This window comes from Adlercreutzia equolifaciens, from assembly GCF_029076695.1.
Classification (GTDB): domain Bacteria; phylum Actinomycetota; class Coriobacteriia; order Coriobacteriales; family Eggerthellaceae; genus Adlercreutzia; species Adlercreutzia equolifaciens_A.
Genome location: NZ_JARFIK010000002.1, coordinates 585,299 through 610,286, shown reverse-complemented (window position 1 = coordinate 610,286; position 24,988 = coordinate 585,299). Strand labels below are relative to the sequence as shown.

The following is a 24,988-nucleotide window of genomic DNA, read 5'->3' as shown; positions in this document are numbered from 1 at the left end:
GCCTACAGCGTCTTCAGAAACGCCTCTACAGCGGCAATTTGGTTCTCCGGGGTACTTGCACCGGCCGTCACGCCTACGCGGGCGCAGCCCTCGAAAGCGGGCGGCTCCAGCTCGTCGGCCGACTCGATGTGGAAGGTACGCGGGCACGTGAGCGCACACACCTCGGCGAGGCGGGTGGTGTTCGACGAGTTGCGGCCGCCGATGACCACCATGGCGTCCACGTTGGCCGCCAGCTCGGCAGCGGCTTCCTGGCGCTGACGTGTGGCTGAGCAGATGGTATTCTTCACCTGGGGGTCAAGGCCGGCTTCGCGCAGGGTCTCCACCACGGCCTCTAGGTTCTCGCGACGCTGGGTAGTCTGGGCTACGACGCCCACCGGGTCGTACAGGCCCGCAGGAATGTCAGCGGGGCTGGCCACCACGTCCACCTTGCCGCCGGCCTGGCGGGCCCAGGCGGTCAGGCCCTCCACTTCCGGATGGCCCTCCTCTCCCACCACAATGACGCGACAGCCCTCGCGGGCTAACTCGGCCGCCGCCTTCTGCGCACGCGACACATGGGGGCACGTGGCGTCGACCACCGCGAAGCCCCGTTCGCGCACGGCATCCAGCACCTGGGGGGTCACGCCATGGGAACGAATGACCACTGACGGGATCTCCCCCTCCCCTTCTCTCGCGGGTGTCCACTCAATAGCCGCAACATCGTCCACGGGCTCGGCGCCGCGCTCGGCCAAGTCGGCTACTACCTGGGGATTATGGATGAGCGGCCCCAGGGTGTAGGCAATGCTGCCGTCGGCAATGACCTCGTCGGCCATGTCCAGCGCGCGCTGCACGCCATAGCAGGCGCCGGCCCGCTTCGCACGAACGACCTCCATGGCTACTCCTTATCCGCGCCGGCAGCGTCGGCGTCCTTCGACGCCTTCTCGGCCTTGGCCGCCTCTTTTGCCGCCTTCGCCGCCGCTTTGGCGCGGGCGGCCTCAGCCAGCTCCTCGCTGGTATGGCGGGGCATCGGATGCTCGGCGAAGACTGCCGTGTAGTCCTTCGCATCGGGAAACAGCGCCGACATGTCCACCGCTTCGGGCTTCACGTTGTAGAACAGCGCGAAGCACTCGCGCAGCGCGTACCAGGAACAAGCTTCCAGGCGGTCGTCCTTGGGCAGAAAGTCGAAATCGCTGACCAAGATGGGGTCGCCGTAGTCAACCGTCACCTTCGGAAAATGCACACGCTCGCCCTTGTTCTTGATCTTCTCCACCCCGCGCACCGTCATGGGCAGAATGGGCACCTTCGCCATACGGGCGATCATAGCCACGCCGGCGTGAATGTCAGGCTTGCGGTTGCTCTTGCCGCGGCGCGTGCCCTCGGGCAGAATGCCCACCAGCTCTTGGCGCTTCAGCATGCGCACCGCGCGCTTGATGGAGGTCATGTCGGCAGTGTCGCGTTTCACCGGGAAGGCACCAACGCGCGAGAGGATCTGACCCAGCAGACCGCCAGCGTTGTCGAACAGCGAGTCGCGGCCCATGAGGCGCACCCACTGCGACGGGCGCGCAGCCAGGTACATGAACACCACGTCGAAAAACGAGGTGTGGTTGCAGATGACAATGGCGCCCTCGGCGTTTTGGAAGGCGCGCAGCTTCTGGCGGTTGTCCACCCGATAGCGGAACAGCAGCTTGCACAGACCGCCGATGACAATCCAAGCCAGGTTGCCAAACCAATGCGGGATCTCCTTCTTGCTGGGCTCGCCGCCCAGATCCATATCCCACATATCCTCGTATTTCAGGAATAAACTCATTGAGAAGCACTCCTACAAGAGTTGAGCGAAGAGGAGCACGGGGTGGTGCTCACCAAGCGAGTTCCGCAGCGAACGAAACAGCCCAGTGGGCTGTTTCGCCGAGCGAGAACTGTCTGAGCGACTGAGCACTACCCCGTGATCCGACTTTGGCAGAGTTACGACTGCGCCTCGCGGGCCAACGCGCAGATATCCTCGATGACCTCTTCAATGTAGCGACCGGTGGAATCCATCTGCACCGCATCCTCGGCCGCTCGCAGCGGCGCCGTCTCGCGGGAGGCATCGGCCTCGTCGCGGCGCCGCAGATCGGCCAGCACCTCTTCGTAGTCGATGGAGCCGATGCCGCGATCGACGTTCTGGCGAACGCGACGATGGGCGCGCTCTTCGTCGGAGGCCGTCAGGAACACCTTCACGGCCGCGTCGGGAAACACCACGGTGCCGATGTCGCGACCCTCCACCACGTAGTTGCCGGCGTTGCCGATGCGGCGCTGCTGGTCGAGCAGGGCCGCGCGCACGGCGGGCACCGCGGAGACGGGGCTGACAGCGCGGTCGATTTCAGCGGTGCGAATGGCGTCGGTGACCTCGTCGTCGCCGATGAACACGCGACGGGGCACCGGGTCGCCCTCCACATGGCCGAAGGCAATGTCGTAGGTGCGGGCGATAGCCCCTAGGCCCTCCTCATCGTCAAGCGCAACGCCGTCCTGCAGCGCGCGCCAGGCGATGGAGCGGTACATGGCCCCGGTGTCGAGGCAGGAGAAGCCCAGCTCCTTGGCCACCGCTTTGGCCACGGTGGACTTGCCGGCCCCCGAGGGGCCGTCGATGGCGACGATCACTATTTCACCAGGCCTTTCAGGTCAGCGAGGAAATCGGGGTAACTTACCGCCACGCAGGTGAACTCCGTAACGTTGACCGGCACACGGCCGCAGGCACCTACCAGCGCCCAGGTCATGGCTAGACGATGGTCGCCATGGGAGTCGAATACGAGACCCGCAGGCACCTGCAGGTTGGGGTTGCCCTCCACATAGAGGTCGTCCCCCTCTTCCCAGGCGTCGATGCCCAGCTGGCCTAAACCCTCGATGATGGCGGCCAGACGGTCGGATTCCTTCACACGCAGCTCGCCCACCTCGTGGAACACCGTGATGCCGCGGGCATGGGCAGCCACCAGGGCCAGCACGGGAATCTCGTCGATGACCGAGGCGATATGCTGCGAGGGAATCTCGCAGCCGCGCAGCGTAGGCGTGTAGTTGATGGTGATGGCGCCCCGAGGCTCCTTGCCCTCGGCGCCCTCGTAGCTCTCGCGAATGTCGGCGCCCATGCGCTCCAGGGTGCGCACAAAGCCGATGCGGGCCGGGTTGAGCGAGACGTTCTCGATGCGCACCGAGCTGCCGCGGGCCAGAAGCGCCGCCGCAGCCACGAAGGCGGCCGAGGACGGATCGCCCGGCACCACCACGTCGGAAGCCAGCATCTCGGCCGGCCCCTGCACCGAGGCCACGCGGGTACCGGCCGTGGTGGGCACATTGAACTCGGGGAGCATGAGCTCGGTATGGTTGCGGGAAGGCGCCGGCTCATTCACCGTGGTAGTGCCCTCGGCGAAGGTGCCGGCCAGCAGCACGGCGGTTTTGAGCTGGGCCGAGGCCATGGGCGACGTGTAGTCGATAGCCCGCAGCTCGCGGCTGCCGCACACGGTGATGGGCAGATGCTCCGGCGTTTCCGGTTCGAAGTCGCAGCCCATCTTCGCCAGGGGCGCCACAATGCGGCGCATGGGGCGCTTTTGCAAGCTGGCATCGCCGGTGATGGTGACCTTGATGTCCCACGGCGCCACAATACCCATGAGCAGGCGCGCCGTAGTGCCGGAGTTGCCGCAGTCGATGGGAGCATCGGGCTGGGCCGGGCCCTGCTGGCCCCAGCCGGTTACCGTGCCGGCCAGCGTGCCGTCGGCCTGACGGTCCAGCAGCACCGAAGCGCCCAGAGCCTCAACGGCGCGAATGGAGGCGCGCACGTCCTCGGAATCGAGCACCCCCGTCAAATGCGAGGTGCCCTCGGCCATGGCGGCGAACAGCACGGCGCGGTGGGAAATGGACTTATCGCCGGGAACCGTGAGGGATCCCTCAAGCGGACCTCCCAACGGTTCGATGATGGTGTACGGCGGCAGCGTGACCGATTCACTCGTCGACATGAGCGTACTCCTTCGGCATAAGGGGACTGAACGATACAGAGAAGCCGGCGTTGATCAGCTGCAACGACAGCTGACCCACATCGCCCTCATCGGTGAGGATGAGGGACAAAACGGCGTTGCCCTCGCTAATATGGTCGATGTCAATGGATTGTATATTGCATCCCACCGAGCTTGCAATAGTGCAGACCTCGGCCACCACGCCGGTACGGTTGACCATGGGGATGCGCACCTCCAGCAGCTTCTCGGTGGAGGGCACCCAGGCGGCGGGCAGAGCGCGCCGGGCCTCGGCGGCCTCGGCCAGAAGACGGGTGAAGGTCTCGCGGTCGCCCTCGGCCAGGGCGGCGGAGAAGGAGCCGATGATGCCGGCCATCTCATCGAGCCCGGCGCGCAGGGCGTCGGCGTTGTCGAAGGCGATGCCGCACCACAACTTGGGGCTGCCCGCGGCAATGCGCGTGGAGTCCTTGAAACCGCCGGCGGCCAGGCGCATGATGGAGCGCGAATCGTCGGCATGGGCGTTGGCCAGCTGCATGAGCGAGCTTGCCACCATATGGGGCACGTGGCTCACAATAGCCACGGCCTGGTCGTGCTCCTCGCGATGGAGCGACACCACGCGGGCGTCGATGCCGGTGACCAACTCGTGCAGGTGCTGGAAATCCTCGGGCAGCGTGGTCTCGTCGGGGCAGAGAATCCAGTTCGCGCCCTCGAAGAGGTCGGCGCGGGCGCCGGCAATGCCATTCTGCTCGGAGCCGGCCATGGGATGCCCCGGCACGTAGCGCTCGGGCGCCGGCAGAATCTCGGCAGCTGCGGCCAGAATATGGCCCTTGGTGGAGATGGTGTCGGTAACCACGCCCCGGTAGTCCCACGCGCGCAGACGCTCCAGGTAGTCGTCCACCGCCGCCACGGGCGTAGCGATGACCACCAGCTGGCAGGGGCCCTGGATAAAGGCACGGAAGGCCTCATCGTCGGGACCCGAGGCGGCGGACACCCAGCCGCGCTCAACGGCCGTGGCGCAGGTGGCTGGATCGGTATCGACGCCGAAGACGGTAGCGTCGGGCATCTTCGCCGCCAGCGTGGCCGCCAGCGACGCGCCGATAAGGCCCAGGCCGATAACGGCCACGGCGGAGAAGGGGGCGGCAGCCGAAACGTCGACCGACGCCTCCTCGTTTACTTGTTCCATAGCTTCACTCATAGGATGCGATTCGTTCCTCACGTGATCTGCGAATAAATCGCCTCCCATTGTATACGAACGAGCCGCCCCCGCGCCCAAGCACCCGACAGCGGCACGGAATTCCGCACAAGTTGAGAGTCGCCTGCGCTCATTGGCGCCGGACCCTCTTCTGCCTCCCGCGCCCCTCACGCTCCCCTACTCGTGCAAGGTGCTAGTGGCTACGCCCTCGTCGATGGCCTGGTTACACAGGTTGTCGATCTTCTCGGCGGTTTCCTCCGGGGTGGCGTTGCCCATGAGCAGGTCGTGGATGCAGGGGTAGAACACCTCGCGTACGGCGCGCGTGTCGGGATTGTTGCCCGTGAAGTCCACCACGTTGTCGGCGTTCTCGCGGAACAGGTCGAAGGCGAGAATCTGATCGCCGTAGCGTTCGGCCACCGCCTTCGAGGCCGGCAACGTGCCCGCGGCGTAGTCGAGCCATTTCTCGCTGCCGTACACAAACGAGATGAAATCCTTCGCCACCTGCATTTTCTCGGGGTCTCCGTTGTCGAATACCTCGAAGCCCGAGGCGAAGGTGGTGGCGCAGCCGTCGGCATCGGGACCGGGGAAGTTCACCAGGCCGATGGTGTCGCCGTAGCGCCCGATGGAGGCGTTGTTCACCATGTAGATGCCCAGCTGGTTGTTCTTGAACAAGCTGGAGCAGTCCTCGATCTCCAGGTTTTCCGCATGGGGCGGGAACCAGCCGCGGCCCACGCCGTCCTGAATCCAGCGCAGCGCAGCAATGCCCTCGGGCGTGGACAGGTTGAAATGCCCGTCCTCGTCGAAGAACGACGAGCCGGCCGAGCGCAGCAGCGTCATAATGTGCGTGTCGCCCTGGGAGCTGCCCGCATACATCATCATGGGGAAGCTGCCCTCGGGCAGACTGGCCGCCAGAGCGTCCAAGATTTCAGTCCATTCGTCCAAGGACCAGGCGGTAATTTCGCCATCGGCTATATAGCGCTCGAGCCCGGCATCGCGGAACATCTGCTTGTTGTAGGCCAGTACGTTCTGCCGCGAGAGATAGGGCATCATGTACACGCGGCCCTCAATCGTGCTCGTCTCCCACAGATGGTCGAAGATGTCATCGCGAATAGCCGTGGTGATGATGTCGTCCAGAGGCACCACGCGTCCGGTGTGGATATAGGTGGACATGTTGAAGTAGTCGCCGTAGAGCACATCGGGGGCTTTCGCCGTGTCGAAGCTGCCTACTACCGCATCGTCGTACTGGTTCTGCTCGAACACCACCACTTCCGCTTCAACGGGCGCCCCTTGGTAGGTGGCGACGAAATCGTCGACCATAGCCTGGATGACCGTTTCCACCTGGCTAATATCCTCATCGAACACCACGTCGTGGCCGGTGCGGGGCACCTTGACCACCAAATGCACGGCATCCTTCGAAGAGGACGAGCAGCCCGAAAGAGGCAGCAGCGATGCCGCTACGGCCGCCGCGCCCAAAGCCACCGCCGAGCGACGAGTCAGTGAACAGGCGAGCATCTGGTCAAACGTTGTCATGACAGCTCCTCCTTGACGGCCTGCAGCTTCTGCAGCATGACCGTAACATTGAGCGGTTTAGTCAGGAAGTCGTCCATGCCGCTTTCCAGGGCGCGATTGCGATCCTCGGTAAAGGTTGAGGCGGTACAGGCGAAGATGCGCACCGTCTTGGCATCGGTGCGCTTAAGGGCGCGGATCTCACGGGCGGCTTCGTAGCCGTCCATCACGGGCATTTGGGCATCCATGAGGATGGCGGCGAAGAAGCCCTCGGGCGAGGCCTCGAAGGCGCGCACCGCCTCCTCGCCGTTCTCGGCAATGGTGATGGCGTAGCCCTCCTCCGTAAGGATGCTGGAGATAATGTCGGCGTTCAGCTCGTTGTCTTCCGCCACCAACAGCTGGACGGGGCCTTCCTGGGGCGCATCCACCGGGACGTCTGCGCGCACGTCCGTATCAGCGGCGCCGGTGCTCACGGACACGTTCGGTGCTGCGTCAACGGCATCAGCATTCGCTGGGGCGTCACCGCCCGGAGTCACGCCGCCTTCGCTTGCCGAAGCCCGGACCCCCCCAAGAGCCGCCGCGCTCTCGCCGCCAGTCAGCCCCTCAACCTCGCCGGCCTCTTCCGGCACGTCATCCAAGTGCGCCGGATCGATGGGCAGCGTGACCACCATGGTGAAGCACGATCCCTCGTTGAGCACGCTCTCCACCTTCAGCAGGCCGCCCATCTGCTCCACCAGCAAATGGCTGATGGACATGCCCAGGCCCGTTCCCTTTTGGCTCTCGCTATTGCGATTGCGCTCCTGGGTGAACACGTCGAAGATGTGGGCCTGGAACTCCGGGGTCATGCCGCACCCGGTGTCGGCAATGGAGATGGTCGTGGTGGCCTGGCGCCCCGACGCCACCACCGTCTGGGACACGTTCATCGAGATGGTGCCCCCTGGCGGAGTGAACTTTACCGCGTTGGACAGGATGTTCATGAGCACCTGGCTGATGCGTACCTCGTCGCCCACCAGGAACGGACGGGGCAGGCCCTTTGTCGTCAGGTCGAAGAGGATACCGCGATCGGCCATGGGCTCGCGCTGCATCTGGCAAACGTTGTCGATAAGCGCCCGCACGTCGAAGGGCTCGTGCACCAGCTCCACCTTGCCCGCCTGCAGCTTCGACATATCGAGAATGTCGTTGACCAGCGACAGCAGGTACTGGGCGGCCTTGCCCAGCTTCCCCACATAGCCCGCCATAGCCTCTCGGTCGTCAAGATGGCGCTCCATCAGGTGATTCAAGCCGATAATACCGTTGAGCGGTGTGCGAATCTCGTGGCTCATATTGGAGAGGAACTCGGTGCGGGCCGCGGCCTCGGCCTGGGCCTGCATCGATTGCTTGATGAAGCGATAGATGAGAGCCAGCATAATGGTGACCACGCACACCATGGCGCCCAGCATACCCGCCGTCATGGTGATGAACGGGGCAAAGCGCTCGTCGAACACCTCGGTGGGCACCGCCATAATGAACGACCAGGAGGTGCCTTCCACGGGGGCAAAGCTCATGACCAGATCTTCCCCGTTGGCGGTCACGCAGTTGATAACGAAGTCCTTGCCATCGGCGATATTCTGGCGCACGTCCTGAATGGTCACGCCGTCCTCGATGCGCCCCGCTTCCAGCGTATCGTAGAAATTGTCGCGGCCGTCCAAATCGGTGGCAGGGCTGGCGCTCACAATATAGTAGCCCTGCGAGTTCACCACACTGGAGACGCCCTCGCCGTTGAAGCTCTCGATGACCAGCTGGTTGGAGATAGCAGACAAGTCACTGCGGCCGAGCATAGCCACAAACGTGCGGTCGCCAATGACCAGCGGCTCCAGGCGAATGCCGAAGATAAGCGACTCCTTGGTGGTTTCCAACTTGCCGTTGGCATCATCGTAGAGCATGACGAAATGCTCACGCCCGTCGGCCATGAGCTCATCATAGGTATGGGCATCGGCATCGATGCGCACGTAGGAGCTGCTGTAGAGCGTTCCGTCGTCCTCCAGCAAGTAAATGGCGTTGAACAGCGCCGATGAAGCGGCTTCCAGATTCAGCTGCTCCTGGGCCTCGTGAACGTTGTTGACGTCATAGACCGCCATGCGGTCGGCCACCGACCCCAGGCGTGCATAGGAATCATCAAGAGAGCCCTCGATAGTCTCGACATCGTGACGGGAAATTTCCTCGACGGAGTCCATGAGGTTGCCCGCCACTGTGGAAGACAGCTGCATCAGGTACACACAGACCGCAATGATCATAGCCGCCGCGGCGACAGCGATGATGCCTATGGTCTTCTTGCGGTTCACGGACGGGTCCTTTTTCGCAGAATGGTTACAGTCTTCCCACGTCAGTTTAACACTTATATGAAGAGGTCATGAAACCGTAACCTGCCAGCGACCGCGAAAACACTGGGTCGATAATGGGGCACGAATCCGCCAGACCGTGCCCCGCTCGTCCTAATAGCGGCTCTCAATATCCTTGATGGCGGTATAGAAACGCTCGTTCACCGGCGTCGGCACCCCATGGGCCGCACCCAGGCGATTGATGGTGCCGCTGAACAGCTCCACCTCCGTGGGACGGCCCGCCAGCACATCCTGACGCAAGCTGGGAAGTCCCGCCGGATTGAGGTGGTCGATGATATCGAGCCAGTAGGACACATCGGCATCGGTCAGGTTGATGCCGCAGGCCTGCCCTACGGCCGCCACCTCGTTCATGGCGCCGATCATGGCCTGGCGCGCCTCCCCTTCTCGATGAATGCCGTCAAAGCAGCACTCGTAGACGGCGCAGGCCTGATTTACGCCCACGTTGCAAATGAGCTTGCCCCACAGCTGATGCTGAATGTCCTCGGGGCAGATATAGGGCTGGTCGATGGCATCGAGCCACGCAGTCACCCGGGCCAGGTTGGCCTGCTGAACCGGGTCGTCGGCATCGTGCACGCCCAGTGCCATGACGCCCACGCAACCAGCGACCACGGTGAAGCCTACCTTCCGCGAGTCCATCTGCTGGGCCACGCACAGCAGCACTCGGTCCCACCCGAAGCGCTCGGCCAGCACCTCCTCGCTGGTAATGCCGTTCAGCACCGAGATCACCGCCGTATCCGGCCCCACCAACGGCGCACTCTGGGTCATGGCCTCCTCCAGCGCGCCGTACTTCACCGCATAGAGCACCACATCAAAGGGCGCCACGAGCGCCCGCTCAGCCGCCTCCTCGTAGGTAAGATAGGTAGCCGCAATGGGCTCACCGTTGAACACCGTCGGCTCGCTGCGGTACACCGCGGTGCGCGCCTCATCGGCCACCACAAACACCCCGTCAGCCCCCATAGCACGCCCAAAGCACCCCGCATACATAGCCCCAAGGGATCCAAATCCCACAATAGCCACCCGTTTTACTTCGTTCATAAGAATCCCTTCCAAGGATAGGCGTTAGAAATTCAACAAGAGTTGAGCCAGGCGGGGACACCGGGTGCCTCGACCAGGCGAGTTCCGCACCAGTAACCTCAACTAAGGCTGAGTCCGGCGGAGACACGGGGTGCCCTGACCGAGCGAGTTCCGCAGCGACGAGAACAGCCCAGTGGGCTGTTCTCCAAAGCGAGGACTGTCTGAGCGAATCAGGGTACCCCGTGGCTCCGCCCCCGAGCGAGCTTCAGCTGCAAGAGCGCCCCGCGTCCCCGCCCCCCGGGAGACTTTCTACGCCATATCCTCCAGTCGTCCATGCTTCTCATAACGCGTAAGCCGCGCGATGCGGTTGTCATCGTCCACGAACACAACGCGCGGAGCATTGGCCGGATCGGCGAACTCCTCGGGGGTCATTTGCGCGTAGCACATAATGATCACCTTGTGGTTCGGCTCGACGCAGTGGGCCGCGGCGCCGTTCACGCAGATCATGCCGCTGCCCGGCTCACCAGAGATGACATAGGTCTCGAAACGGTTGCCGTTGTCGATGTCCACCACCTGCACCTTCTCGTACTCCAAGATGCCAGCGGCCGCAGAAAGCTCCGGATCGATGGTGATGGAGCCCACGTAGTCCAGCTCGGCCTGCACCACGGTGGCGCGGTGAATCTTCCCCTTCAGCACGTTCAACAGCACGGGTTACTCCCCTTCTTCGTAGATGAAATTGTCGATGAGGCGCGTGGAGCCGATGTACACGGCCATGGCCGTCAGCACCGAGGACCCCAGGGTCTCCACCGGCTGCATCGTGGCACCGTCCACCACTTCGATGTAGTCGACGCGGGCCAGAGGCTCAGCGGCAATGATGTCGCCCATGTGACGCTTGAGTGCGGCCGCATTACGCTCCCCCGCGCGCACCGCCTGCTCGCCGGCGAAGATGGCCCGAGACAGCACCAAGGCCGCCTGGCGCTCCTCGGCCGACAGGTAGGTGTTGCGCGAGCTTTTAGCCAGACCGTCCTCTTCGCGCACGATGGGACAGCCCACTACCTGCAAATTCATATTCAAGTCGGCCACCATGCGCTTGATGATGGCCAGCTGCTGGGCATCCTTCTGGCCGAAGAAGGCCTTATCGGGCTGGGCGATGTTGAAGAGCTTGTTCACCACCGTGCACACCCCGCGGAAGTGCCCCGGCCGCGAGGCGCCGCACAGGGCGTCGGTCAGGGTCTCCATCACCACGTAGGTGTTGTAGTTCGGACCGTACATTTCCTCGGGCGTAGGGTGAAACACCACGTCCACGCCGTGAGCCTCGCAAATGGCGCCGTCTCGCTCAATGTCGCGCGGATAGTTGTCGTAGTCCTCGTCGGGACCGAACTGCAAGGGATTCACGAACACGGATACCACCACTTTGTCGCAAGCGGCGCGGGCGGCGTCCATCAGGCTCTCGTGGCCCTCGTGAAGCGATCCCATGGTGGGCACAAGCCCGATGGTAAGCCCTGCGGCCTTCCAAGCGGCCACCTGTTCCTTGACGCCGGCAACGGTTTCGATCAGCTGCATGACGGCCTCCTACAGGCTCTCGAGAATGCCCTCGGGGGCGGCGTAGGTGTGCTCGGCGGCCGGGAAGCTGCCGTCCTTCACGCAACGGTCGTATTCCGCATAGGCCTCGCGCATGATGTCGCCCACCTCGGCGAAGCGACGCACGAACTTCGGCGTGAAGTCGTGGAACATGCCCAGCATGTCCTGGTTCACCAGCACCTGGCCGTCGCACCCGGCTCCGGCGCCAATGCCGATGGTGGGAATGGTCAGCTCTTCGGACACGCGGGCAGCCAATGCGGCGGGAATGGCCTCGAGCACCACGGCGAAGGCGCAGGCCTCCTCCACGGCATGGGCGTCCTCCAGCAACTTGCGGGCGGAATCGGCCGTCTTGCCCTGCACCTTGAAACCGCCGAGGGCGTTGATGCCCTGGGGCGTCAGGCCGATATGGGCGCACACGGGAATCTGGGCGTTCACGATGGCGCGAATATGCTCGGCCACCTCTACGCCGCCCTCCAGCTTCACGGCATTCGCCCGCCCCTCCTTCATGAGCCGCCCGGCGTTCACCACCGCGTCGTAGACGCTGGCCTGGTAGGACATAAAGGGCATGTCGCAGACGACCAGCGCGTTCTTGGTGCCGCGTGCCACGGCGGCGCAGTGATGGATCATGTCCTCCATGGTGACGGAGACGGTATCGCCCAGGCCGAGCATGACGTTGCCGAGCGAATCGCCCACCAAAATAGTGTCGATGCCCGCCTCGTCCACCAAGCGCGCAGTGGTGTAATCGTAGGCGGTGATCATGGAGATCTTCTTGCCCTCGGCCTTCATTTTGAGACACGTAGACACAGTAACAGCCATAGTTACTTCCTTTCGATCCTGCCGCCCGGGGCCTCTCCCCGGTGCAACGGTATCCTCTCTGGCGCGTATTATAGGCGCGCCACGCCAAGCCGCGCTACTAAAAATGAGCGGTTTCCATAGGTATTTGCGATCAACGGAAGACGCAGGCTATGAGACCTTCGCGCGGTTAAGTTCGATGCCGGCCGCCTGGCGCAGGACCGCCACGTCCTCCTCAGTAAGGATGCGCTGGGCTCCGCGGGGAAGATCCGCCAGATCAAGGGGGCCGAAGGACTGTCGATGCAGAGCGATGACCGGATGCCCCACCGCCTCGAGCATGCGGCGCACCTGGCGCTTGCGACCCTCGCGCAGGCCTACCTCCACATAGGTGCCGTCCGCCTCCAAAGCCGCCCGACTGCGCTTGCCGCCGTGACGCTGGCGCGTGCCGCTGGCTGCCTCGTCGCTGCCGATGAGGCGCGCGGCCACCTGGGCATCCTTCCCCTTAAGAATGCGCACGTCAGCTGGCAGCGTAAGGCCGTCTTCAAGTTCAACGCCCGCTCGCAGCAACGCAGCCTGCTCCTCGGAAAGAGCGCCCTCCACCAGGGCCACGTAACGCTTCGTTACGTGATGGCGCGGGTGCAGGAGCCCGTGGCCCAGCTCGCCATCGGTGGTGAAGAGCAGCAGCCCCGTGGTGTCCGTATCCAAACGGCCCACGGGAAAAAGCCCCGGGTAAGCCTCTGCGTCAACCAACTCGGCCACCGTAGGACGACCCTGGGGATCGCTCATGGTGGTTACATACCCCGCTGGCTTGTGCAGCATCAGCGTGACGTTCTCTACGGGCAGTTCCGCGGGAACGCCGTCTACCGTCACCCGATCGACCCCAGGCGTTACCTTCACGCCCATCTCGGTGACCACCTGACCGTTTACTGCGACGCGCCCCTCCGCGATCAGCTCCTCGGAGTGGCGGCGCGAAGCTACGCCGGCCCGCGCCAGATATTTCTGCAGTCTCATCTCCACAATCAGCACCCTTTTACATAATCGGCAAAGTCATCGAGCGGCTCTGAGGCGCTTCAGATTGCCCCGCTTTGGGGCCACGTGTCCTTCGGTTGAGCCACGTCGGCCTGTCCGTCCGCTCCGTCAGAACGGACGAAACACTTACTCGTCGTCGGTCTCGAAGGTAAGGCTGTCGAAGTCGATCTTGTCCACGACACCCAAGGTACTGGCGATAGCCTGGGCAAACAGGGCCTCCTCCTTGCGCTGGCGCTCGGCGGCCTCTGCGGGATCGTCCTCGACCTGCGTCTGGGAACTCGCGTCGCCCATCGACTCTTCCCCATCGAGCGCTTCCGCTTCCGCGGCGGCACGCTCCTGGGCCACGGCCTCGGCCAGCGAAGCGGCGGCCGCGTCGAGGCCCACGTAGGCCTCCTCGTCGAACAGCAGCGCCTCGCCATCATGATCGGCCAGATCGGCTTCCATAAGAGCGCCGGCCATCAACTGGGCCTGCTCGTCGGTAACGCCCACGTCCTGGCGGCTGGCGCTCAAGCGCTCGGTGATCAGGCGGCGCGTTTCCTCGTCGGGGGCGAAGTCGGCCAGATCAGGCAGATCGGCCGGGCTGCGCAGGCCGAACTTCTCCAGAAAGCCGCGAGTAGTGCCGTACAGCGTGGGGTTGCCCGGCGTGTCGGCGGTACCCACTTCGCGCACCAGCCCCTTCTCCACCAGCGAGTTCAGGGGACTGTCCGAGTTCACGCCGCGCACCGACGCCAGCGAGGCGCGGGTTACCGGCTGCAGGTAGGCCACAATGGCCAGGGTTTCCATGGCGGCGCCGGACAGTTTGCGCGTGTCCCAGGACAGGACGTACTTCTCGATAAGCTCGTGGTAGGCCGGATGGGTGAACAGGCGCCAACCACCCGCCACCTCGCGCAGCTGGATGCCGGATCCGCGGGCCTCCAAATCGGCCCGAAGCTCCACCAGCGCCGCCTCGACCAGGGCCACGTCGCACTCCAACATCTCGGCCAGGGTAATGGTGCCCACCGGCTCGTCGGTGACGAACAGCATGGCCTCAACGGCTCCCTTGAGCTGATCCTCTTGCAATCCTTCGAACATAGTCCCTCTCACTGTCTCTTTCCGGCTTCGCGAACCGGCGCGCCCAAGCCCCGGCCCATGCGGTTTCCTAACCCTCGCCCACCGAGGTCAGCGCGTCATCGCCGTCCAAGATAAGCTCGCCGGAACCCTCGATGTAGTCGATGGCAATGTCGCCGAAATCTTCCGCCTGCTCCAGGCGCACCATAACGCGCTTGTAAAGCTCCAGAATGGCCAGGAACGTAACGACTATCACTTCCGTGGGCGTTTCGGCATTCACCAGATCGGAGAACCGCAGATGCTTGCGGTTCATAATGCGCTGGTGGATGGCGCGCACGTGCACCTCTACGGGAATGGGCTTCGCGGCAATGTGCTCCGATTCCAGCAGGAACACCTCGCGTCGCGCCAGGGCGGCCGCCGCCTGGTAGGCCAGGGCGTCGATGGACACGCCGCGCAGAAAGTCGGGCATGAGTCCCAAGAAGCACGCATCGGGTCCGAAGGGGCGCGTATGCATGCGGCCCTCGGCCAAGAACCGATTGTGCAGCACCGTCGCGGCGTTCTTGAACTTCTTGTACTCCATAAGGCGGTCGACCAGGATGTCGCGGGCCTCGCTGGGAGCCAGCTCGGCAAACTCGTCGTCCAGATCGGTGCGCTCGCGCGGGATGAGGCTGGCCGCCTTGATCTCCAGCAGCGTGGAGGCCACCAGCAGGAAGTCGCTGGCCACGTCCAAGTCCAGCGTCTTCATGCGCGAGACTTCCTCGAGGTACTGATCGGCAATCTCGGTGATGGAGATGGCGCCGATATCCACCTTCTGACGGCTGACCAGGTAAAGCAGCAGGTCGAAGGGACCCTCGAAGCTTTCGATGCGCACCTTGTAGGACATGGGACTCCGCGCTTCCTAGTAAATTTGGAAGGGGAACAACAGGTTGCCCAAGTTGCCCGCCGTCAGCCCCAGATACCACGAGAAGGGGTTGAAGTTGAACACGTAGGGAACCACCACCACGGCAATCATGAAGATGGGGAACGCGTACTGCTGGATTTGGTAGTACTTCGGCAGGTACTTCGCCGGAATGAGAATGGCGAAGATGGACGAGCCGTCCAGCGGCGGAATGGGCAGCAGGTTGAAGAACATGAGGAACAAGTTGATGAGCGCAAAGGTGGGCAGGAACATCAAATAGAAGTAAGCGAAGAACTCGTTGTCGATGAGACCGTTCAAAGCCGGCTGGTACAAGGCCCAGGCCACCGCCCCCGCAACCGCCGCCATGACCAGGTTGGCCGCCGGACCGGCCAGGCCCACGATAACGTCGTCGCGGCGCGGATCCTTGAAGTAGCGGGGATTGTAGGGCACGGGCTTCGCGTAGCCGAACACCGGCCAGCCCATGACCATCAGCAACAACGGCAAGATAACCGTACCGAAGGGGTCGATGTGCTTGAGCGGATTGAGCGACAGGCGCCCCGAGGCCTTGGCCGTGGGATCGCCCAGCTTGTAGGCGGCATAGCCGTGGGCCACCTCGTGGAGCACGAGGGCCGGAATGAAGCTGAGTACCGCGCAAATGATGTAAGGAATGTTAACCATAGCCTGGTAGTGTAGCGCACCGCCGACCGTCCCGCGCTACCCTGCGTCGCAAACCCACAGAAACCGCCGACGAGAGGGAGCGGGAGTGCTCCGTCGAATGGGGCGCCCCGCCCGCGTCGGAACGCTTCCCTGGAAGTGGCACGAAAAGCAGGCCGGCCACGGACTGGGCTTGAGCGCCTTAGTCGAGCACCAATTGCTGGATGTAGACGGTGTTGCGCAGCTCCTTGGCATGGGAGGCGGAAATCTTCCCCTCGGCCACCAGCTCCTTGATAAGCTGCAGTTCGCGCACCAAGGCCTGCTCCTGCACATTCTCGATGGCGTCATGGGTGGCGCGCATGGCGCGGAAGTGAGCCGAGATGCTGCGCGGTCCTTCTCCCGCCAGCGCCACCACGCTTCCGTCGGCGCCCTCGCCATCGCCGTCGTCCTCTTCCCCATCCCAGAGCACGGCGTCGCGGGCCACTTGGTCGAGCTGGTCGAAGAGGGCGTCCACCCGAGCGGCCTCAGCCCGAGCGCGGCGCGCAGCTGGAGCGCTGGCCGCCGGCGCCAGATCCTGCAGCAGGTCGGCGTAGCGCTTCATGACAATGGCCGTGGCCGGCTCATCGATGACCGACTGGCCCGCAGCCGGGACTGCGGCCTCGGCCTCAGCCCCGGCCTCGATCTCAGCGCCCTCCCCTTCCGCATGCCGCGCCTCTGCCACCGTTGTGCCAACCTCCCCGGGCGCCTGACTGGCACACGCACTTTCCGCACCCGATGCCCCGTCTGCCGTCCCTGCCGCGGAACGCACGGCGCCCGTAAAGTGCGCGTCGGCCTCGATGGAGGCAATGACCTGGCACACCAAGTCGATTTCCGCGTCCACGAGCTCGCGGGTACGCCGCGCCGATCGCTTCGAAGGTACCAGCGCCGGCACCGCGAAATTTGCCAGCAGCAGCGTGAGCACAATCACGCCCGAGGCCACTGAGATGAGCTCGGCGCGATCGGGCACCGCGGCCCCCATGGTCAGCATGAGCGAAAGGGTGATGCCGCCCTTAGCGCCGGCGAAAGCCATGGCCAGGGTGCTTTTCAGGTGGGCGCGATCAAGACAGCTGGTCAGGGAGCGTCCTTCGCGAGCGGCGGCGTGCAGATCCATCCCCAGGATCCACAGGAAGCGCACCGCCTCCAGCACGAGCGTCAGTACCACCACAATGGCCAGCAGGCCCCAAGGATCGCTGAGCGCGCCATCGGCGGCCGGGCGCAGAAGACGCGGCAGCTGCATGCCCAGGATAACGAAGATGATACCGTTCAGCACGAATTCGATGGTCTCCCACACGCTTTTGGCCTGCAACTTAGTACGGGCCGCTTCGGCGCTGTGGCGCTGCGGCAGAAGCGACATCATCAGGCCCGACGCCACCACGGCAATGACCGCCCCGATATGAAGCGACTTCGCCGCCAAGTAGATGACGAAGGGCAGCAGCAGCTCCAGCATCACGTGGAGGGTGGGATTGTCGAGGCCGGCGCGGCGAATGAGCTCCAGCAGCCCCCAGGCCAACGCGCCCATGATGAACCCGCCGAACAAACCGCCGAAGAGGTCGAGGGCGAACTCCTCGCCGGCGTGCATGACCGAAAATGCGCCGACCGCGATGATATTCATGCAGCACTGGAACACCACCGTACCAGTCACATCGTTGAACAGCGCCTCGCCCTTGAGCAGCGCCTCGTGACGGCGGCCGAACCGGCGATCGTGGGTCAACGCCGTTACGGCCACGGCATCGGTGGAGCCCATAGCGGCGCCCAGAGCCACAGCAGCGGCCAGCGGAATAGCCGGCACCAGAGCGTGCAGAGCAAGCCCGCAGCCAAAGGCGATGGCGAACACAAGGCCCACCGACAGCGAGGCGATGCCCCAGCGGTTGTTCCACAACGCCCCGGAATCAACATGGCGCGACTCGTTGAAGTGCAACGGCGCGATGAACAGAATGAGGAGAAGTTCCGTATCGATGCCCCACTCCAGCGGCGTGGTCACTGCCAGCGCAATGCCCACGCCCAGTGCCACCTGCACCAGCGGCAGGGACACCCGCGGCAAGAACTTCTCCAAGATGCTGGAGGCAATAACCGCCGCCAGCAGGAACAAAATCAACTCGAAAGTTTGCACGAAAGCCAGCTCCTCGTCGTCGCTCAGTTTCGCAGTACCTTAGCGAATGACGAGGGAGCCGAACCCCAGGCATCGGGTAGGAGCCCGAGCCTTTAGACCGACGGCGCTGGCAGCAGGTGGAGGGCGACCCAGGGGCGACGGCGACCCGGAGAGGACGGTCGAAGGCGACCCAGGACCGACGACCCGGAGAGGACGACTCGATGGCGGTGCACCGGAAACGGCGGTTCGGGGGCGACAGCGTTACGAGAGTCCCGGGAAGCCCTGCTGGCGAAGGGCCTCGTAGGCGGCAATGGCGGCGGCGTTGGACACGTTGAGCGAATCGAGCTCCGGCCGCATGGGAATGCGCACGCAGGCATCGGCGAAGCGTTCGATGAGCGTCGGATCGAGGCCCCGGCTCTCGCGCCCGAACAGCAGAAACGCCTCGGAGCCGTAGGCCACCTCGGTATACAGACGGGGCGCGCCCCCCGTGAACAGGTGCAACTCGTCGGCGCCGTGAACCTCCAGAAACGCCTCCACACAGGGCCAGCGCACAATGTCCACGTCGTTCCAATAGTTGCATCCAGCCCGCTTGAGGTTCTTCTCCGTGGGCCGAAAGCCCATCGGCTCGATAAGATGCAACCGCGACCCCGTCACCGCGCACGTACGCGCAATATTCCCCGCATTCTGCGGAATCTCCGGTTCAACTAGGACAATGTTCAGCATATCAACTCCCTAAGAGCAGGCGGTCGACACGGGGCATGCCAACCGAGCGAGTTCCGCAGCGACGAAAACAGTCCAGTGGACTGTTTTCCAAAGCGAGGACTGTCTGAGCGAATTGGCATGCCCCGTGGCGATCGCCGAACAAATCAGGATGCCCCCTGGCGCGGGCCGGACAAAGCAGCACGCACGGCTCAGTTACAGTTGCTCCTGCTGCCGGGCCATTTCCTCTTCCAGCTCCTCGGTGAGCATAAACCATTCTTCCTCAGCTGCCGCCAGGCGCTGCTTGAGCTTCGCATGCTCGGCAATGGCGTCGGAGGAGGCGTCCTCGTTCACGTAGAAGTCGGGGTCGGCCATCAGAGCCAGCAGTTCCTCCATGCGCGCGTTGTCGCGCTCCATCTGCTCGTCCAGCTGGGCGATGCGCTTGCGATGGTTCTTCAGCGCGGCATAGGCGCGGTTGCGGGCCTCGGCCTCGCGGCGCTTCTGCTCCTTGGTCTTGGGGGCGCTGCCCTTGGGCGCTGTGAGCTGCGTGGGATCTGCCGCCAGCTGGGCTGCACGGGTCGACGCAGCCGGCGCACCCGCCGTTGCCCCTCCCTCGCGGTCGCGGCGCCGGTTCACCGTGATCTTGCCCGCCGCCGCACCGCCGGGCTTGCGCTTCTCTACCGCACCGGCGCTCCCCTTCCCGTGGATGCCCGTATCCTCCAGCACCTCGTCCACCACTGAGCGATCGGCCGTATCGGGATTGTCCAGCTGGCCCGACTTGTACAGATAGTAGTCGTAGTCGCCATCGTAGTTGGTAATCTTGCCGTCCTTCACCTCGACAATGCGATTGGCCACGCCGCGGATAAGATGGCGGTCGTGGGTGATGAACAGGATAGTGCCCTCAAAATGCTGAAGCGCCTGCTCCAGCACATCGGCGCTGGAGATATCCAGGTGGTTGGTGGGCTCGTCCAGGCACAGCAAGGGCTTGGGCGCCACCAGCATCTTCGCCAAAGCCAAGCGGCCCTTCTCACCACCGGACAGCACGCCCACCTTCTTGTCCACGGCATCACCCGTGAACAAGAACGCGCCCAGCAAGCTGCGCACCTGGGAAATCGACCAGCCCGGAGCCGCGTGGTCCAGCTCTTCGAACACAGTGTTGCCCGCATGCAGCTCTTCCAGCTGATGCTGGGCATAGTACGTCAGGTCGACGTTCACGCCATAGTCGATGGTGCCCGCATCGGGCTTTTCCACCCCGGCGATCATCTTGAGCAGCGTGGACTTGCCCGCGCCGTTGGGCCCGACCAGGGCCACCTTGTCGCCGCGGTACATCGTGAAGTCCACACCGTCGTACACCGTGTGATCGCCATAGCGCTTCACCAGGCCACGGGCACGCACTACCTCATCGCCGGTGCGCGGCGGCTGCACGAAGTTGAAATGCACCGTCTTCTTCTCTTCGGGAATGACGGGCAGCGTCTCTTTGATCTTCTCGATGCGGCGCTCGCGCTCCTGGGCCTGCTTGGCCTTGGTGGCCTTGTAGCGGAAGCGATCGACGAAGGCCTGCAAGTGGGCAATTTCCTCCAGCGACTTCGCGCGCTCTACCTTCAGCCGCTCCAGGCGCTCCTCGCGCTCCTTCAGGTACTTCGAGTAGTTGCCCTTGTACAGGTTGACCTCGCCGTTGTCGATCTCGGCCACACGGTCCACCATGTTGTCCATGAAGGCGCGGTCATGGGACACCACGATGACAGTGCCGGCATAGCCGCGCAAAAAGCCCTCGAGCCACTTCACCGATTCCAGGTCCAGATGGTTGGTCGGCTCGTCGAGCAGCAGCACCTCCGGATTGCGGATGAGAAGCTTCGCCAGGGCGATGCGCATCTGCCAACCGCCGGAGAACTCAGTGGTGGAGCGCTCCATGTCCTTCTCGGCGAAGCCCAGCCCGAAGAGCACGCTGCGCACCTTCGACTCCAGGGTGTAGCCGCCCATCATCTCGTAGGCGTCGCGGGCACGACCCACGGCCGCCAGCTGGGCCTCCGTGGGATTCGTGCCCAGTTCGGCCTCCAGCTTATGCAGGCGGCGCTCGGCCTCGAGCACCTCGGTCTGCGACGAGATGACCTCCTCGAACACCGGCAGGTCGCCCATTTCAATGGCCTCCTGCTCCAGGTAGCCCACGCGGGCCCCTTTGGCAAAGAGCACGCGGCCCTCGTCCGGGTCGTCCTCGCCCGAGATGATGTTCAGCAGCGTGGTCTTACCGGCGCCGTTCGGGCCCACCAAGGCCAGACGGTCGTATTCTTCCAAACGGAAGGTGACGTCGTGGAAAAGTTGGCGGCCACCGTAGGATTTCGAAATATGTTCAGTCTGAAGGATCATGAAAACGTCCTGGTATATCGCTGTGAAAATAAGGGCCGGCGACAACAGAGCAGCCGCCAAGCCACGAAGGTAGTTTAGTGCATCGAGTCGTATCCTGACGAGAGCTTTCCCGATCATTTTCGCTCAACGCCGTTTAATGAGCCAGAGTGTTATAGAATAGGAGCACTGCGCTTTCGCGCGAAGTCTGTGAAGAGACGGAGCCGTATCTATGGACTTGACCCTTCTGACCTTCGTTGATCAGGCCGGATCTCACCCGGTGTTGCTCGTTATCCTGGCCCTTGTTGTGGGCGTGACGGTTATTTCGGGCGCCACCGACGCCCCCAACGCCATTGCCTCGGCGGTGTCGACACGCTGTCTTAAACCCGGCGTGGCCCTTGGCTTGGCGGCCGTCTTCAACTTCGTGGGACTTTTGGGCATGACCTACATCTCCACCGCCGTAGCCCACACCATGTTCAACATGGTCAATTTCTCGGGCAACACGCACCAGGCCCTGATGGCGCTGATGGCAGCCATGATAGCCTCCATAGGCTGGGGCATCTTCTGCTGGTTCCGCGGCATTCCGGCCTCCAAGTCCCATTCGCTTATTGCCGGCATCACTGGTGGCGCCATTGCCATGAACGGCCTTGCCGGCGTGGTGCTCAGCGAGTGGATGCTGGTTATCTACGGCATGGTGTTCTCCCTGGTGGCTGGCTTTATTCTGGGCTGGCTTGCCACGCGGCTCATCGAGTTCCTCTTCGATACCGTCGAACTTTCCACCACCAACAAAATCTGCATCGTGTTCCAGGACATCTGCGCCTGCGCTCTGTCCTTTCTTCACGGTGCCCAAGACGGCCAGAAGTTCATGTCCATCGGCCTTCTGGGCATCGCCTTGGCCTTCGGCATGGAATCCAGCGGCGAGACGAACTTCCCCCTGTGGCTCATGATCCTGTGCTCGCTGGCCATCTCGCTGGGCACCCTGGTCGGCGGCAAGCGCATCATCAAATCCGTAGCCATGGACATGGTGAAGCTCGAGAAATACCAGGGCCTGGCCGCCTCCATCTCTACGGTGATCACCCTGTTCGTGGCTTCCATCACAGGCATGCCGGTTTCCACGTCCCACTGCTCCACGGCTGCCATTATGGGCGTAGGCGCCTCGAAGAATCTGAAGCGTGTGAACTGGTCCATCGCCAAGAACATGGTGGTGGCCTGGGTCATCACCTTCCCCTGCTGTGGCCTCATCGGCTTTCTGCTGGCCAAGTTGTTCATGGGGCTGTAAGGGCACGAGCGCCGCAACGCCCCGGTCGCCATCGGGCGTCGGCCCCAGCGGGTTGATGCGCCGAGCCGAAGGCTGCCCCAGCAAGCTGCGAACCCCCTAAACCCATCCACACCAGCGTTACGCAGCCCTCACGATGGAAACCGGCGCTCGATTGACCAGCCCGTGGTCAATTACCGCCCGTTTTCCATCCGTCCCTCAAAAAAGAGCGATTTCTGGTCAAATCAGGGGCGGTTTCCATCATTTTGCAAGAGAGCCCTCCAAACCGTTCCAAGCCGCACTCCTCTGACCTGGTAAAACAGATTGCGGAATTCGCCTCGATGGAAAACACCCTCTTATTGACCACCGAATCGATGGAAAACGCCCTCCCATTGACCAAAAACTCCCGGTTTTCAACCCTCGGATGGAAAACACGGCCTATTTGACCAGGGCGCTGAGAACCAAGTGATAGCCGCTCGTCATCTAGCGCAATTGGGAGCGGACGCATTTTTGCCCCATAACCCCGTCTTGCCATTTGAGCCAGCTCCGAAAGCAAAACAGGTCGGAAGCTTTTCAACTTCCGACCTGCGAATTCATGGTGGTCGCTACAGGATTTGAACCTGTGACCCCCGCCGTGTGAAGGCGATGCTCTCCCGCTGAGCCAAGCGACCGAAAGGTTGTGCAAGTGACTTAGCAACTTGCGACGGCTAAATATAATACACGGCTTCCAAGGAACATGCAAGAGGGAATCTTGTATACTAGAGCAATATATTCACAACTTTAGTTTTCGACCCAAAGGACGGCTCCATGGCAAGTGATTTCACCAGCGAAACTTTCCTCGCGCAGAAGAAGATGAGCGACGAGGTCAACGCCGACTTGGCAATCCATCCCGAGAAGTACACCATGCTCTCGGGCGATCGCCCCACGGGACGCTTGCATATGGGCCATTACTTCGGCACCTTGAAGGAGCGCGTCAAGCATCAGGACATGGGCATCAAGACCCGCGTGCTCATTGCCGACTACCAGGTCATCACCGACCGCGACACCACGGCCAACATTGCCGACAACGTGTACAACATGGTCATCGACTACCTGGCCTGCGGCATCGACCCCGAGAAGACCATCATCTTCACCCACTCCGCGGTGCCAGCCCTGAACCAGCTCATGCTCCCCTTCCTGTCGCTGGTCACCGAGGCGGAGCTTTTGCGCAACCCCACGGTGAAGGCCGAGCAGGAGGCTTCGGGTCATGCGCTCACGGGTCTTTTGCTCAGCTATCCGGTGCACCAAGCCTGCGACATCTTATTCTGCAAGGGCAACATCGTGCCCGTGGGCAAGGACCAGCTGCCCCACATCGAGCAGACCCGCCAGATTGCCCGTCGCTTCAACGAGCGCTACGGCCACGTGTTCCCCGAACCGGTGGCGCTGCTCACCGAAGCCGTGGAAATCCCCGGCCTCGACGGCCGCAAGATGTCGAAGAGCTACGGCAACGCCATTGCGCTTTCCGCCACGGAAGAGGAAACCGCCAAGCTTATCAAGAAGAGCCAGACCGATTCCGAGCGCTTCATCACCTTCGACAAGGAGAACCGCCCGGGCGTGTCGGCCCTGCTCACCACCGCGGCCCTGACCACCGGCCGCACCGAGGAGGACATCGCCGCTGAAATTGGCAACGACGGCGCCGGCGCCCTGAAGCGCTACGTCACCGAGTCGGTCAACAACTACCTGGCCCCTATCCGCGAGCGTCGTCGCGAGCTGGAGGGCAATACCGAGTATGTGCGCGAGATCCTCCATGAGGGCAATCGCAAGGCCAACGAAATTGCCAACGCCACTTTGAATGAAGTGCGCGAGGCCATGGGCATGGTGTACTAGCCACCCAATCCAGCACTAGCGTAGGTACCAGAAGGACCCCTCAATGAGGGGTCCTTTGCATGTAAGGGAACGCGAACAATTCAACCAGCGAGCCCTCTGGCCGCAGATCCTACTCGAGTCCTAGTCCAGCTCGCTGGCGGGGCACTCCTCCAGCTCGGGCGGCTCCTCATCAACGCGCTCGCTTTGAGCCTCGTCCACCAGCTCCACCGTGCCGTCGGCGGGCATCTCCACCGTCATGGCGTCAACGCCCTCCGAGGGCTCCCCTGCCATCAGCTCAACAGCTTCGTCGCCTTTGCTTGTCGCCGCAGCGTCTAACTCCTGCTTACCCGCAGAAGCGGTGTCCTCGCCGGTCGGCTGCTCGGCCTCGCCTCCGTCCACGACTGCTTCGTCAACGGCATCCGCCTTCTTATCGTCAACCGCTACGGCTGCCGGCGTCTCGCCCTCAACCTCCTCGAGGTCGGCCGCGTTCGCCTGGGCAACGCCAACACCGACAAAGGCGGCAGCTGCCAGAGCCATGGCGCAGCAGAAAAGCACGCCTTTGCGCTTGAGCATCAGTTCCTTCATGGGATCCTCCTTTTCCGGGACACAGGGACCAGAGCCGCATCCGCTGCGGGCGGCTCCTTCCCCACCATAAAGGAGAACGTCCCTCGGGCCGGACC

21 protein-coding genes and 1 tRNA gene are annotated in these 24,988 nt (G+C 63.3%); 2 read left to right on the top strand and 20 right to left on the bottom strand.

Annotated elements, in window-relative coordinates; all coding sequences use genetic code 11:
* Positions 1-2 precede the first annotated feature (2 nt).
* The 18 genes from ispH to PZH32_RS08270 form a co-directional block, all read right to left on the bottom strand.
* Complete coding sequence (gene ispH / locus PZH32_RS08355; protein WP_275207496.1) at positions 3-869, bottom strand: 4-hydroxy-3-methylbut-2-enyl diphosphate reductase; 867 nt, start codon at positions 867-869, stop codon at positions 3-5.
* 2 nt (positions 870-871) lie between these two features.
* Positions 872-1,783: a lysophospholipid acyltransferase family protein gene (locus PZH32_RS08350; RefSeq protein WP_275207495.1), complete on the bottom strand. Its 912-nt coding sequence runs from the start codon at positions 1,781-1,783 to the stop codon at positions 872-874.
* 155 nt (positions 1,784-1,938) lie between these two features.
* Positions 1,939-2,613, bottom strand: a complete 675-nt coding sequence (gene cmk, locus PZH32_RS08345; protein ID WP_275207493.1) for a (d)CMP kinase — start codon at positions 2,611-2,613, stop codon at positions 1,939-1,941.
* Positions 2,613-3,956, bottom strand: coding sequence for a 3-phosphoshikimate 1-carboxyvinyltransferase (gene aroA, locus PZH32_RS08340; protein ID WP_275207492.1), 1,344 nt, complete (start codon positions 3,954-3,956; stop codon positions 2,613-2,615). The genes cmk and aroA overlap by 1 nt, the downstream gene beginning before the upstream one ends.
* Positions 3,943-5,133 (bottom strand): prephenate dehydrogenase, encoded by a 1,191-nt coding sequence (locus PZH32_RS08335; RefSeq protein WP_275207491.1) that lies wholly within the window; start codon positions 5,131-5,133, stop codon positions 3,943-3,945. The genes aroA and PZH32_RS08335 overlap by 14 nt, the downstream gene beginning before the upstream one ends.
* A gap of 186 nt (positions 5,134-5,319) precedes the next feature.
* Positions 5,320-6,672, bottom strand: a complete 1,353-nt coding sequence (locus PZH32_RS08330) for an ABC transporter substrate-binding protein (protein ID WP_275207490.1) — start codon at positions 6,670-6,672, stop codon at positions 5,320-5,322.
* The gene (locus PZH32_RS08325; RefSeq protein WP_275207489.1) at positions 6,669-8,969 is read right to left on the bottom strand and encodes a hybrid sensor histidine kinase/response regulator; all 2,301 of its coding nucleotides are present in this window, start codon (positions 8,967-8,969) and stop codon (positions 6,669-6,671) included. The genes PZH32_RS08330 and PZH32_RS08325 overlap by 4 nt, the downstream gene beginning before the upstream one ends.
* Before the next feature lie 150 nt (positions 8,970-9,119).
* Positions 9,120-10,061 carry a ketopantoate reductase family protein gene (locus tag PZH32_RS08320; RefSeq protein WP_275207488.1) on the bottom strand — a complete coding sequence of 314 codons (942 nt, stop codon included), beginning with the start codon at positions 10,059-10,061 and terminating at the stop codon, positions 9,120-9,122.
* Between the two features lie 288 nt (positions 10,062-10,349).
* Positions 10,350-10,748 carry an aspartate 1-decarboxylase gene (gene panD, locus PZH32_RS08315; RefSeq protein WP_275207487.1) on the bottom strand — a complete coding sequence of 133 codons (399 nt, stop codon included), beginning with the start codon at positions 10,746-10,748 and terminating at the stop codon, positions 10,350-10,352.
* Between the two features lie 3 nt (positions 10,749-10,751).
* Positions 10,752-11,603 carry a pantoate--beta-alanine ligase gene (panC, locus tag PZH32_RS08310; RefSeq protein WP_275207485.1) on the bottom strand — a complete coding sequence of 284 codons (852 nt, stop codon included), beginning with the start codon at positions 11,601-11,603 and terminating at the stop codon, positions 10,752-10,754.
* A gap of 9 nt (positions 11,604-11,612) precedes the next feature.
* Positions 11,613-12,437, bottom strand: a complete 825-nt coding sequence (gene panB, locus PZH32_RS08305; RefSeq protein WP_275207483.1) for a 3-methyl-2-oxobutanoate hydroxymethyltransferase — start codon at positions 12,435-12,437, stop codon at positions 11,613-11,615.
* Between the two features lie 147 nt (positions 12,438-12,584).
* The gene (locus PZH32_RS08300) at positions 12,585-13,424 is read right to left on the bottom strand and encodes a pseudouridine synthase (protein ID WP_275207482.1); all 840 of its coding nucleotides are present in this window, start codon (positions 13,422-13,424) and stop codon (positions 12,585-12,587) included.
* A gap of 144 nt (positions 13,425-13,568) precedes the next feature.
* A complete protein-coding gene (gene scpB / locus PZH32_RS08295) occupies positions 13,569-14,513 on the bottom strand; it encodes an SMC-Scp complex subunit ScpB (RefSeq protein WP_275207481.1) in 945 nt (314 codons plus the stop codon).
* Between the two features lie 67 nt (positions 14,514-14,580).
* Positions 14,581-15,372: a segregation and condensation protein A gene (locus PZH32_RS08290; protein ID WP_275207479.1), complete on the bottom strand. Its 792-nt coding sequence runs from the start codon at positions 15,370-15,372 to the stop codon at positions 14,581-14,583.
* Between the two features lie 15 nt (positions 15,373-15,387).
* Positions 15,388-16,065: a site-2 protease family protein gene (locus tag PZH32_RS08285; protein ID WP_275207477.1), complete on the bottom strand. Its 678-nt coding sequence runs from the start codon at positions 16,063-16,065 to the stop codon at positions 15,388-15,390.
* A gap of 178 nt (positions 16,066-16,243) precedes the next feature.
* Complete coding sequence (locus tag PZH32_RS08280) at positions 16,244-18,190, bottom strand: cation:proton antiporter (protein WP_275207476.1); 1,947 nt, start codon at positions 18,188-18,190, stop codon at positions 16,244-16,246.
* Positions 18,191-18,430: 240 nt separating this feature from the next.
* Positions 18,431-18,892: a tRNA (cytidine(34)-2'-O)-methyltransferase gene (locus PZH32_RS08275; RefSeq protein WP_275207475.1), complete on the bottom strand. Its 462-nt coding sequence runs from the start codon at positions 18,890-18,892 to the stop codon at positions 18,431-18,433.
* 192 nt (positions 18,893-19,084) lie between these two features.
* Positions 19,085-21,232: an ABC-F family ATP-binding cassette domain-containing protein gene (locus PZH32_RS08270; protein WP_275207474.1), complete on the bottom strand. Its 2,148-nt coding sequence runs from the start codon at positions 21,230-21,232 to the stop codon at positions 19,085-19,087.
* A 208-nt stretch (positions 21,233-21,440) separates the two neighbouring features.
* On the opposite strand from PZH32_RS08270, the gene PZH32_RS08265 reads away from it, so the two are divergent.
* Positions 21,441-22,487, top strand: a complete 1,047-nt coding sequence (locus PZH32_RS08265; RefSeq protein ID WP_275207473.1) for an inorganic phosphate transporter — start codon at positions 21,441-21,443, stop codon at positions 22,485-22,487.
* 572 nt (positions 22,488-23,059) lie between these two features.
* Here PZH32_RS08265 and PZH32_RS08260 read toward each other — a convergent pair.
* A tRNA-Val gene (locus tag PZH32_RS08260) sits at positions 23,060-23,134 on the bottom strand.
* A gap of 181 nt (positions 23,135-23,315) precedes the next feature.
* On the opposite strand from PZH32_RS08260, the gene trpS reads away from it, so the two are divergent.
* Complete coding sequence (trpS, locus tag PZH32_RS08255) at positions 23,316-24,329, top strand: tryptophan--tRNA ligase (protein ID WP_428994028.1); 1,014 nt, start codon at positions 23,316-23,318, stop codon at positions 24,327-24,329.
* A gap of 120 nt (positions 24,330-24,449) precedes the next feature.
* Here the strand turns inward: trpS and PZH32_RS08250 are convergent, their stop codons facing one another.
* A complete protein-coding gene (locus PZH32_RS08250) occupies positions 24,450-24,893 on the bottom strand; it encodes a hypothetical protein (protein ID WP_275207471.1) in 444 nt (147 codons plus the stop codon).
* Between the last annotated feature and the right edge of the window lie 95 nt (positions 24,894-24,988).

Coding starts and splice junctions, on each gene's coding strand:
- PZH32_RS08250 (WP_275207471.1), bottom strand. CDS start 24,893: ATGAAGGAACTGATGCTCAAGCGCAAAGGCGTGCTTTTCTGCTGCGCC.
- PZH32_RS08265 (WP_275207473.1), top strand. CDS start 21,441: ATGGACTTGACCCTTCTGACCTTCGTTGATCAGGCCGGATCTCACCCG.
- PZH32_RS08350 (WP_275207495.1), bottom strand. CDS start 1,783: ATGAGTTTATTCCTGAAATACGAGGATATGTGGGATATGGATCTGGGC.
- PZH32_RS08300 (WP_275207482.1), bottom strand. CDS start 13,424: ATGAGACTGCAGAAATATCTGGCGCGGGCCGGCGTAGCTTCGCGCCGC.
- PZH32_RS08335 (WP_275207491.1), bottom strand. CDS start 5,133: ATGGAACAAGTAAACGAGGAGGCGTCGGTCGACGTTTCGGCTGCCGCC.
- ispH (WP_275207496.1), bottom strand. CDS start 869: ATGGAGGTCGTTCGTGCGAAGCGGGCCGGCGCCTGCTATGGCGTGCAG.
- PZH32_RS08320 (WP_275207488.1), bottom strand. CDS start 10,061: ATGAACGAAGTAAAACGGGTGGCTATTGTGGGATTTGGATCCCTTGGG.
- PZH32_RS08285 (WP_275207477.1), bottom strand. CDS start 16,065: ATGGTTAACATTCCTTACATCATTTGCGCGGTACTCAGCTTCATTCCG.
- PZH32_RS08275 (WP_275207475.1), bottom strand. CDS start 18,892: ATGCTGAACATTGTCCTAGTTGAACCGGAGATTCCGCAGAATGCGGGG.
- PZH32_RS08270 (WP_275207474.1), bottom strand. CDS start 21,232: ATGATCCTTCAGACTGAACATATTTCGAAATCCTACGGTGGCCGCCAA.
- scpB (WP_275207481.1), bottom strand. CDS start 14,513: ATGTTCGAAGGATTGCAAGAGGATCAGCTCAAGGGAGCCGTTGAGGCC.
- PZH32_RS08290 (WP_275207479.1), bottom strand. CDS start 15,372: ATGTCCTACAAGGTGCGCATCGAAAGCTTCGAGGGTCCCTTCGACCTG.
- PZH32_RS08330 (WP_275207490.1), bottom strand. CDS start 6,672: ATGACAACGTTTGACCAGATGCTCGCCTGTTCACTGACTCGTCGCTCG.
- panB (WP_275207483.1), bottom strand. CDS start 12,437: ATGGCTGTTACTGTGTCTACGTGTCTCAAAATGAAGGCCGAGGGCAAG.
- aroA (WP_275207492.1), bottom strand. CDS start 3,956: ATGTCGACGAGTGAATCGGTCACGCTGCCGCCGTACACCATCATCGAA.
- trpS (WP_428994028.1), top strand. CDS start 23,316: ATGAGCGACGAGGTCAACGCCGACTTGGCAATCCATCCCGAGAAGTAC.
- panC (WP_275207485.1), bottom strand. CDS start 11,603: ATGCAGCTGATCGAAACCGTTGCCGGCGTCAAGGAACAGGTGGCCGCT.